Here is a 9,358-nt window from a genome sequence, read left to right as displayed (position 1 = left end):
AGTGGGGGTGGCGTGGGTGGGCCGTTCGTGTCCCGCGTCTCGCACATCCGTCAGCTCGATATCGGGCCGGTGGCCGTGCGTGGCCATGTTGCGCAGCTGACGCCACCGGATGCCGGCGCCACCGCCAATGTCTCCGAGGCGGGCAACATCGGCCAGGACATCCTTTCGCGCTTCCATGTCGGGTTCGATTACCGGCGCGGGGAGATGTCGCTTGCCCAGCGCACCGAAATGCGCGCTGTGCAAATGAATGATCCCGGCATGCGCGCGGGACGCAAGCCGGGCGCACTGGATCGCTTCACCGTGGCGGGCGTCGTCACCGGCGGCCCGGCTTACAAAGCGGGCGTGCGCGCGGGCGATGCGATCCTCGCGGTGGACGGGGTGCCCGCGGCGAAGCTTGGCGGCTGGGGCCTGCGCGACCGCTTCGACCGGGCGAAGGAGGGTGACAAGGTGGTGTTGACCATGGCCGATGGGCATAAGGCGACCCTGGTGCTGGCCGACTTCGCCCCTCGCTGATTCGTCGCATTTTTCAGAAAACTTCCATAGGCAGGGCCGCGCCGACAACGCATCATGCACGGGTCGACGCAGCCCGGCCCCGCACCCACGGATAGGGGTGCAGGCCGGGCCCGCCCGGCAGCGGCCGGGCGTGGGACGCGTCCCGGCCGCTCTAGTTCACAGGCCTGGCCGTCGCGCCCCAGTCATCCGGGCCGAACTGCAGGTGCAGCACCGTGCGGTTGTCGTCTTCCAGCGGCGGGTTGTACTGCAGCGTGGTGCAGCCACCGGCCACCTGGCGCTTCAACGCCAGGGCCATGGTCTTCGCCGTCTGTGGCCCGTACGTGGGCGTGCCCGCCTTCGTCGCCCTCAGCGCCACGCGGTAGCCGTCGGGGCTCACGCCGTCGGCCATGTCCGCCGCCGGCGCCTGGCCGGGCTCGAGCGACGCGATGTCGAGCTTCCGGCCGCACGTGCCCACGCTGACGATATCGATGCCATCGAGCAGGCTGCTGATGAAAGGGTCGGCATTTTCCGAAAGCGAATCCACGGCTTCCACCGTGGTGCTCAGCCGGACCTTCACGTAGTACAGCTTGCGGAAGAACAGGTAGGTGCGCGACGTGAGCATGTCGTGCTGCGAATCGAACACGATGGGAAGGAAGCGGCCCGCCTGCTTGCGGCCACCGCCCAGCTTCGCGGTATACGGGGCTTCGTCGCCCCACCACACGTTGCGGTAGATTTCCTGCCGCTCGGCAAAGGCGACGGATTCGCGGAAGTCTTCCACGGCCCGTGCCAGCATTTTCGGCTCGTCGCCCTGGCCCGCCGGGTAGATGAAGACGTCGGCGACAACCCACTCGGCGTTGTCGATGCCGTAGCGCAGTGACACGCCTGCCGCGATGTCGCCCTCGTCAGCGTAGTTCTTCACGCCTTGTAGGGTTGCATCGGCCAGCCGTTTCGGGGCGATGATGTAAGTGTCGTCCACCACGCCGCGGTGCGCCTGCGCATCCACCGGGATAAGCGGCGGGGCGGCTGTCGCCATCTGCGCGCGCACGGGGGAGCTGGCCAGGCACACGGCCGCCAGCACGGGAACCACGCTCAACCGCCACATCGTCGCCACAACCCCTGGAATACCGAACGCAAGCCCCGTGTGCGCACTATAGCCGTCCAAACGCGTCATGGGGAGCGTCGCGACGTACGTAAGCGCCGACGGAGGAAAGCGAGGGTAAGGGCTTCCAATTTCCGTGGGTGGCGCAACGACGCATCGGGCACGCGCTTGTGCAGGTCGCCATCGAGCCAGCCGCTGAATATCTCCGGGTGGATATACGAGGCGCGGCACACGGCGGGCGTGTTGCCGAGCACCGCGGCCACATCCTTCACCGCCTGGGCCAGCGTGGACTTGATGGCGCGCTCGCCGCCCTTTTCGGGCAGCGCGGTGTTCGCCAGCACGGCCACGGCCTGCACGGTACCGCCCCAGGTGCGGAAATCCTTCGCCGTGAACTCACCGCCCGTCACCTCGCGGAGGTAGTCGTTCACCATGCCCGAATCGATCGGCTGGCGGTGGCCCTCGTCGTCCACGTACTGGAACAGCCGCTGGCCTGGCAGCTCCTGCACGCGGCGGACGGCCTTCACCAGCTTGCGATCGTCGAGCACCACGTCGCGCCACTGCCCGCTCTTGCCGCGGAAGTGGAACTCGATGCGGCCACGCCGCACGTCGACATGGCGCGAGCGCAGGGTGGTGAGGCCGAAGGAGTTGTTCTGCCGGGCGTAGGCATCGTTGCCCACGCGGATCATCGTCTCCTCCAGCAGGCTCACCACCAGCGCCAGCACCTTGTCGCGCGGCAGGCCGGGCAGGGCAAGGTCCTTGCGCAGGCGACGGCGCAAGGCGGGGAGCGCCGCGCCGAATTCGAGCACGCGGCTGAACTTGCCTTCGTCGCGCGTGGTGCGCCACTTCGCGTGGTAGCGATACTGCTTGCGCGCGCGTGCGTCGCGGCCCGTCGCCTGCAGGTGCCCGCGCGGGTTGGCGCAGATCCAAACCTTCGTGTATGCGGGCGGTATCGCCAGCGAGCGGATGCGGGCCAGGTCGTCTTCGTCGGTGATCCGCTTGCCGTTGGCGCCGGTGTACTGGAAGTACCGGCCGCGCTTGCAGCGGGTGATGCCCTCGTCGGTATCGCACACGTAGACGAGGCCCGCCGCCTTCGCGTGGGCCCGCTCGTCGCTGGACACCACGAGGGCGTTGGCGGGAGGCTTCCGGGACATGGCCGGCAGTGTGTGCCGGCCGGCGATCAAGGCACGGTGAACGTGCCGTCAGGCCTCAGCCCACCCGGCAGAACGCGGCCTTGAGGTAGCGGTTTTCCGGGACGTTGCTGGCCACCGGGTGGTCGGCACCGGCGCCGTCCACGTGCAGCACCTGGATGTCGCGGCCGGCGTTGAGCGCCACGCGGCGGATCATCTCGAGGAAATCGTCTTCCCCCACCAGGCCCGTGCACGAGCAGGTGAGCAGGATGCCACCCGGCGCCACGACATCGAGCGCGGTGCGGTTCATGGCGAAGTACTTCTTCAGCGCGTTGACCACTTGGTTGCGGTCGCGGGTGAGCTTGGGCGGGTCGAGCACCACGGCGTCCCACGTTTCGCCGCGGGCGATGGCGGCGCGCAGCCACTCGAAGACATCACCCTGCTCGAAGCGCGCCTCGACGCCGTTCATGCGGGCGTTCTCGCGGGCCACCTCGAGGATGGCGGCGTCGGCGTCGACGCCCGTGGCCTCCAGGGCACCGGCCTTCATGGCGTGGACGGCGAAGCCACCGGCGTTGCAGCACAGGTCGAGCACGCGGCGGCCGCGGGCCAGCTGGGCGAAGCGCGCGCGGTTGTCGCGCTGGTCGGCGAAGAAGCCGGTCTTGTGGCCCAGGCCGGGCGCGGCGTGGAAGGCCAGGCCGTGCTCGTGCACATCCACCGCCGCGGGGGCATCGTTGGAGCGCACGTCGAACGATTCCTGGCGTTGGACATGCTGCTCGGCGAACCAGTAGAGCGACGCGCCGGGGAAGTGCTTCTGCAGCTCGGCGTGGATGGTGTCGCGAAAGCGCCACATGCCGGCGGCGAAATATTCGACCACCAGGTGGTTGGCGTAGCGGTCGACGACCAGGCCGGAGAGCCCATCGCCCTCGCTGTGCACGACACGCCAGGCGTCGCTTACGTCGTCCAGGCGCAGCAGCTCGCGGCGCAGGCCCACGGCGCGGGCCAGGCGCGTGGCGATCCAGTCGTTGTCGATGGCCTCGTCGGGCGAGGTGGTGAGCAGGCGCAGGGCCACGCGGGCGTGGCCGTTCCAGAAGCCGCGGCCGATGAAGCGGCCCTTCGCATCGACCACGTCGACGACGCTGCCGGGCGGGATGCGCTCGGCGGGTTTGACGACCTGGGCGGACCACACCCACGGGTGGCCGGGGACGCGATCGGTCTTGAGCTGGATCTGGGGCAATGCGGCGGTATTCATCCGCGGATTGTACCGGCCCTCAGCGCCCGAAGCGCAGGACAAGCCACGAGGCCACCGCCAGCAGGTTCAGGCCGACATGCGCTGCCGAGGGGCCGCCAAGGGCGAACAGCCAGCCGTGCTCGGCGATGGCCCAGTCGAAACCGAGGCGGGGCGAGCGCTGGATCGTCATCGAAAGGTTGGCATAGGCGCCCGACGAGAGGGCGTAGCTGAAGAACGAGGTGGCCAGCAGCGGCGCCTGGAGGAATTGTGCCCAGATCGACATCTGCGTGCCGCGTGCGTCGTTGCTGGCGAGCAGCACGCCGGCAACGAGGATGAAGCCGAACAGCAACACCCCCAGCACCGCCGCCACGGCATCCAGGCCGCCCATGCGCGAACCCAGCAGGTGGTCCACCTGGCGCACCAGGCCATAGAGGCCACCGGCGATTTCAAAGACGGCGATGACGCGAGTCAGGAACGAATGCATGCGATTTTCCAGTGGTGGTTCAGAGGGCCTCGGCGGCCTCGTGCAGGTCGGTGATGTGTTGCTCCCACCAGCGGGCCTCGGCCGCGAAGGGGAACGCGGCGGGGAAGGCCGGATCGTGCCAGCGGTCGGCGATCCACCCGGCGTAGTGCACCTGGCGCATGGCGCGCAGCGCGGGTACCAGTGCCAGCTCCGTCGGGTCGAAATCGCGGAACTGGCCGTAGCCCTCGAGCAGGGCGTCGAACAACGTTTCGTCCGCCGCCAGCATCCACAGGTCCTGCACCGCGGGGCCCATGCGGGCGTCGTCGAGATCGACGAAGTGGGGCCCGTTGTCGGTCCACAGCACGTTGCCCGGGTGGCAGTCGCCATGCAGGCGCACGCGCTGAACGGGGCCCACGGCCTCGAAGCGGTTGGCCACGGCATCGTCGACGCGCATCACCGCGTCGCGGTAGGCGTCGAACAAGTGCGGTGGCAGCAGGTCGGAGCCGAGCGCGGCGCGGGCGGGGCCGTCGATGAGGGTGGCGCGGTTGATCGTGCCGCGGTGGTGGAAGGGTTCGCGCGTGCCCACGCCGTGCAGGCGGGCCAGCAGGCGCCCCAGCCACTCGAGCTGGTCGGCGGATTCCAGCGAGGGTGCGCGGCCGCCGCGGCGGGGATATAGCGCGTAGCGGAAGCCTTCGTGGCGGAGCAGCGTTCGGCCGTGGAAGACGAGCGGTGCCACGACGGGGATTTCGGCCGCAGCCAGTTCCAGCGCGAACGCATGCTCCTCGCCGATGGCGGCATCGTTCCAGCGGCCGGGGCGGTAGAACTTGGCCACGACGAAGTCACCGTTCTCCAGGCCCACCTGGAACACGCGGTTTTCGTAGCTGTTGAGCGTGAGCAGGCGGCCATCGCTCCACGTACCGGCCGCGTCGACGGCGCCCAGCACCACGTCGGGCGATAGCGCCGCGTAAGGGGCGGCCTGGCTCACGCGCGCAGGTTCCCCGGCGCGCCACCGGGCGAGGGGATGACCGCCATGGTAAGGCGCGAGAGGCAGACGAGCTTGCCGGTTTCTTCCTCGATGCGGATCTCCCACACCTGGGTGGTACGGCCCAGGTGCACGGCCTTGGCCGTGCCCGTGACGAGGCCGCCGCGCACGCCGCGGATGTGGTTGGCGTTGATGTCGAGGCCCACGGCGATTTCCTTGTCCACGTCGAGCGTGAGCAGCGACGCCGAACTGCCGAGCGTTTCAGCCAGCACCACCGACGCGCCCCCATGCAGCAGGCCGAACGGCTGCTGGGTGCGGTGGTCGACCGGCATGGTGCCGCGCAGCCAGTCATCGCCGAACGCCGTGAAGCGGATGTCCAGCGTCTCCATCATCGTGTTCCGGCTCCAGTGGTTGATCCGGTCCAGGTCGAGGGGGTGCTTCCAGATGGCCATCGCGGGCTTCGTCCCATGGGAAAGCGCCCATTGTCCTACAATGCGCGCGTGCCTACCGTAACCCTCATCGCCTCCGGCAAGCGATTCGACGCCGACGCCGACGAAACCATCCTCGAAGCCGCCCAGCGCGCGGGCATCGCCCTGCCGTACTCGTGCCGCGGCGGCGTGTGCGGCAGCTGCAAGGCCACGCTGGTGGAGGGCACCTGCGCGTACCCCTACAACCCGCCCGTGGGCCTGTCGGCATCGGCGCGCGCGCACCATGGCATCCTGCTGTGCCAGGCCGTGCCGTGTGGCGACATCGCCATCCAGGCGCGCGAGATCGCTTCGGTGGAAGACATCCCGCACCGCCGCGTCGAGGTCGAGGTGGCCGAACGCCGCCTGCTCGCGCCGGATGTCGTCGGGCTGTGGCTGCGGCCGCTCGATGGCGAGCCGCTGCGCTGGCTGCCAGGCCAATACCTCGACGTGGTACTGCCCGACGGCAAGCACCGGCCGTTCTCCATCGCGGGCGGCCCGCGTGCCGATGGGCTGGTCGAACTGCACGTGCGCCACGTGCCCGGCGGTGGTTTCACGTCGTGGGTGTACGAATCCCTGAAACAAGGCGACCACCTCGTCATCGAGGCGCCGCTGGGCACCTTCGTGCCGCGCGAGGATTCCGAGCGGCCCATGCTGTTCATGGCGGGTGGTACAGGCTTTGCGCCCGTCAAAGCCGTGGTCGAGCACTTCATCGCGCTGGGTACGCGGCGGCCCATGCATGTCTACTGGGGCGTGCGCAACGCCGACGACCTTTACCTGGCCGACCTTGCCCGCGGCTGGGAGGCGGCGGTGCCGTCGCTCACCTTCACGCCGGTGCTCTCCGACCTGGACGCGGCGCGCGCCGCCGGGTTACGCGAGGGCCTGGTGCACGAGGCCCTGCTGGCGGACCACCCCGACCTTGCCGACGTGGACCTGTACATGAGCGGGCCGCCCGCGATGATCGCCGCGGGGCGGGAGCTGTTCATCGATGCGGGGTTGCCGGAGGACCGGCTGTTCTACGACTCGTTCGATGTCGCGCCGGATGTGCTGGCGGCGATCTTGCGGGGTAGGGCCGGGATCCACGGGCTTTAGCACGAAGCATCGCGCGCAAGCGCGCTCCCACAACAAGCGCGCTCCCACAAAAAAGTGGCTTGCCTTATTTCTTGCCTTTGGCGGTGGGGAGCTGGGCGCCCTGCCAGGCCGCCGTGCCGCCGTCGAGGACGAAGACGCGGCTGAAGCCGGCCTTGACGAGGCGGGCGGCGGGCTTGGACAGCGTGCGGCCGTCCTTGTCGATGAGCACCACGGGCAGGTCCTTCGCCTTGGCCAGGTCCTTGTTCTCCGGGTCGAACTGGCTCATGGCCACGTTCTTCGCGCCCGGCACGTGGGCCTTCTCGAAATCGGTGCTGGCCGAGAGGTCGATCATCAGCGGGTTGTCGCGGTTGATCAGCTGGGTGAGGCCGGCCGGCGTGAGGGCTTTCCACTTGCGGAACAGGCTGCCGACTTCCGTGGCGATGAGCGCCACGAGGATGGCCACGAACAGGCCCACCAGCGCGAGGTGGTTGGCTGCGAACTCAGGCAGCTTGTGCAGTACGTCGTTCATCGTGGCCTTGCTCGTCCCGGGGGTAAACCCGCGATTATATAGGGATCAGTGAGGCGAGAAATCGGGCAGGCCGGTCATCAGGCTCCAGCGGTCTTTTTCGCGGTCGTAGTGCCAGCGCTGGTGGTCGACGATGCTGCGCTCGGCCTGGTTGTTCACGTTCACCACGCTGATCTGCACCGTCTGCACCACTTCGTTCTCGCCATCGGGCTGGGGGCCGCCGCCCTCGTCATAGGCGGTGACCCGCAGCTGGCCCAGGCGGGCCTGTTCCACCGAACTCATGGGGTGGGCGGCGGCGTAGTCCTTGTCGACGAAGCCCTGCGCCGAGGCGAAATCGCCCCAGCGGATGGCCGAGGCGTAACGCATGAGGGTGCGCGTGAGCGCGTCGTCGCGCTTGGTGCTGGCGCAGCCGGTGAGGCTGGCGGCCATGGCGAGCGCCAGGGCGAGGGTAGGCAGGGCAAGTCGGCGCATGGTGGCTTCCGGCAGGGCATCGGGCCGCATTATGCCCGGCGTTTGGCCACGAAGCGCGCCACGAGCGACGCGGCAGGCTTGTCGCCCGTCCCCGGCACGCGGCACGTGAGGTCGGCGCGGGCCCGGCCACGGGTGGCCAGGGTGCGGAAAAACACGGCCCAGTCGCCGCCCTCGGCCAGGCTGGCCTCGGCGCGCAGGTCGTCCCATACCGGGTCGAGGTAGCGGATGCTGGAATCGCCGACGAACAGGTCGCAATCCTCGCCGCGGCTGCGCAGGTTCGCCTCGACAAGGGCCCAGCAGGCCAGCGTCATGAGGCTGGCCAGGCTGCCGCCGAAGGCGCAGCCCTTGTCGTTGATGTTGGGCTGCAGCGGGGCCGTCATGACGAGGCGCTCGCCATCGCAACCGGCGATGCGGGCTTCCATGGCGCGCGCGAGGGGGATGCCGTCGAGGATGAAGCGCTCTAGGGTGGCGAACGTGGGGTCGGGCGTGGTCATAGAAGCGGGAGTCTACGGAACCGGCTTTACCGTTCGCATCCGTACGGCCTACCCAACCTTCGGCATTGGCGGCCCGGGTCGGTAGCTTCCTATCCTCGGGGGTAGCCGCGCGTTGACGCAGCGCCCTGCAGGAAGCATTCGTGAGCCGTTCGCACCCCCTTCGCAATGTCACCGTCGTCATCACCCGCCCGGCCGGCACCGCGGGCCCGCTATCCCGCCGGGTCCGCAAGCTCGGTGGTATCCCCGTCAGCGTGCCGGGGCTTTCGCTCCGCGCCACGGAGGACGCCAGCACGGTGGACGCCGCCTTGCGCCGGGCGCTGGATGGCGATGTGCTCATTTTCACCAGCCCCGCCGCGGTACGTTTCGCGGCCGACGTGCTGCCGCTGGCCACGCGGGCGACGGTGGTCGCGGTGGGGCGGGGTACGGCGCGCGCCCTGAAGACGGCCGATGTCGGCAACGTGTTGTTCCCCGAAGCCTCGCAGGACAGCGAAGGCGTGCTTGGGCTGTCCGAACTGGCCCAGGTGGCCGGCCGCCGCGTGGCCTTGATCGGCGCCCCGGGTGGCCGTGGCCTGTTGCGCGAGGCGCTGGTGGCGCGTGGCGCCACGCTCGAGGAGGTGCACGTCTACCACCGCGTCGCGCCGCGCATCGATCGCCGGCATATCGACCCCCTGCTCAAGCTGAGCCGGCGCTCGGCGGTGCTGCTTTCGAGCGCCGAGGCGCTCGACCACCTGCACCGGGCGCTCATCGCCCCGGCATGGCGCCGGCTGGTGCAGGCCGTGGCGGTCGTCAGCAGCGAGCGGCTGCGGGCGGTCGCCCTGGGCATGGGGTTCGAGCGGGTCGTGGTGGCCCGGTCCGCCCTGCCTACTGACCTGCTGGCCGCCGCCGCCGAGGTGTCGTTCACCCGCCGTTGAGGGATGTATTCCGTGCGTTTGCGTATGGCC

Annotated in this window: 12 protein-coding genes; 3 read left to right on the top strand and 9 right to left on the bottom strand. The window is 69.5% G+C overall.

The genetic code is table 11. The annotated features are described in order from the left end of the window. Positions 1-513 (top strand): PDZ domain-containing protein (locus VI08_RS00875; protein WP_232309398.1); only part of this gene is annotated, 513 nt, incomplete at its 5' end. A gap of 151 nt (positions 514-664) precedes the next feature. Here VI08_RS00875 and VI08_RS00870 read toward each other — a convergent pair. The 6 genes from VI08_RS00870 to VI08_RS00845 all read right to left on the bottom strand — a co-directional run bounded on the left by VI08_RS00870 (position 665) and on the right by VI08_RS00845 (position 5,843). Then, entirely contained in the window at positions 665-1,585 is a 921-nt protein-coding gene (locus tag VI08_RS00870) for a hypothetical protein (protein ID WP_157006178.1), read from the bottom strand. Positions 1,586-1,659: 74 nt separating this feature from the next. After that, positions 1,660-2,742: a DNA topoisomerase IB gene (locus VI08_RS00865; protein WP_045827656.1), complete on the bottom strand. Its 1,083-nt coding sequence runs from the start codon at positions 2,740-2,742 to the stop codon at positions 1,660-1,662. 55 nt (positions 2,743-2,797) lie between these two features. Beyond that, positions 2,798-3,967: a class I SAM-dependent rRNA methyltransferase gene (locus VI08_RS00860; protein ID WP_045827630.1), complete on the bottom strand. Its 1,170-nt coding sequence runs from the start codon at positions 3,965-3,967 to the stop codon at positions 2,798-2,800. Positions 3,968-3,986: 19 nt separating this feature from the next. Continuing rightward, entirely contained in the window at positions 3,987-4,430 is a 444-nt protein-coding gene (locus VI08_RS00855) for a hypothetical protein (protein WP_045827629.1), read from the bottom strand. Positions 4,431-4,449: 19 nt separating this feature from the next. Beyond that, positions 4,450-5,394 carry a serine/threonine protein kinase gene (locus tag VI08_RS00850; RefSeq protein WP_045827628.1) on the bottom strand — a complete coding sequence of 315 codons (945 nt, stop codon included), beginning with the start codon at positions 5,392-5,394 and terminating at the stop codon, positions 4,450-4,452. Further along, complete coding sequence (locus VI08_RS00845) at positions 5,391-5,843, bottom strand: hotdog fold thioesterase (RefSeq protein ID WP_045827627.1); 453 nt, start codon at positions 5,841-5,843, stop codon at positions 5,391-5,393. The genes VI08_RS00850 and VI08_RS00845 overlap by 4 nt, the downstream gene beginning before the upstream one ends. Before the next feature lie 48 nt (positions 5,844-5,891). Between VI08_RS00845 and VI08_RS00840 the strand changes: the two genes are divergently transcribed. Further along, positions 5,892-6,947 (top strand): 2Fe-2S iron-sulfur cluster-binding protein, encoded by a 1,056-nt coding sequence (locus VI08_RS00840; RefSeq protein WP_232309397.1) that lies wholly within the window; start codon positions 5,892-5,894, stop codon positions 6,945-6,947. Between the two features lie 64 nt (positions 6,948-7,011). Here the strand turns inward: VI08_RS00840 and VI08_RS00835 are convergent, their stop codons facing one another. The 3 genes from VI08_RS00835 to VI08_RS00825 are packed head-to-tail and all read right to left on the bottom strand — an operon-like array spanning position 7,012 to position 8,417. Continuing rightward, complete coding sequence (locus VI08_RS00835; RefSeq protein WP_045827625.1) at positions 7,012-7,455, bottom strand: rhodanese-like domain-containing protein; 444 nt, start codon at positions 7,453-7,455, stop codon at positions 7,012-7,014. Positions 7,456-7,500: 45 nt separating this feature from the next. After that, a complete protein-coding gene (locus tag VI08_RS00830) occupies positions 7,501-7,923 on the bottom strand; it encodes a hypothetical protein (RefSeq protein ID WP_045827655.1) in 423 nt (140 codons plus the stop codon). A 29-nt stretch (positions 7,924-7,952) separates the two neighbouring features. After that, the gene (locus tag VI08_RS00825; protein ID WP_045827624.1) at positions 7,953-8,417 is read right to left on the bottom strand and encodes a YiiD C-terminal domain-containing protein; all 465 of its coding nucleotides are present in this window, start codon (positions 8,415-8,417) and stop codon (positions 7,953-7,955) included. 140 nt (positions 8,418-8,557) lie between these two features. Here VI08_RS00825 and VI08_RS00820 point away from each other — a divergent pair, with 140 nt between their 5' ends. After that, entirely contained in the window at positions 8,558-9,328 is a 771-nt protein-coding gene (locus tag VI08_RS00820) for a uroporphyrinogen-III synthase (RefSeq protein WP_045827623.1), read from the top strand. The last annotated feature ends 30 nt before the right edge of the window (positions 9,329-9,358 follow it).

Source organism: Luteibacter yeojuensis (assembly GCF_000964085.1).
GTDB lineage: Bacteria > Pseudomonadota > Gammaproteobacteria > Xanthomonadales > Rhodanobacteraceae > Luteibacter > Luteibacter yeojuensis_A.
Note: the sequence above shows the minus strand (reverse complement) of the source record. Positions and strands in the feature narration are given on the sequence as shown.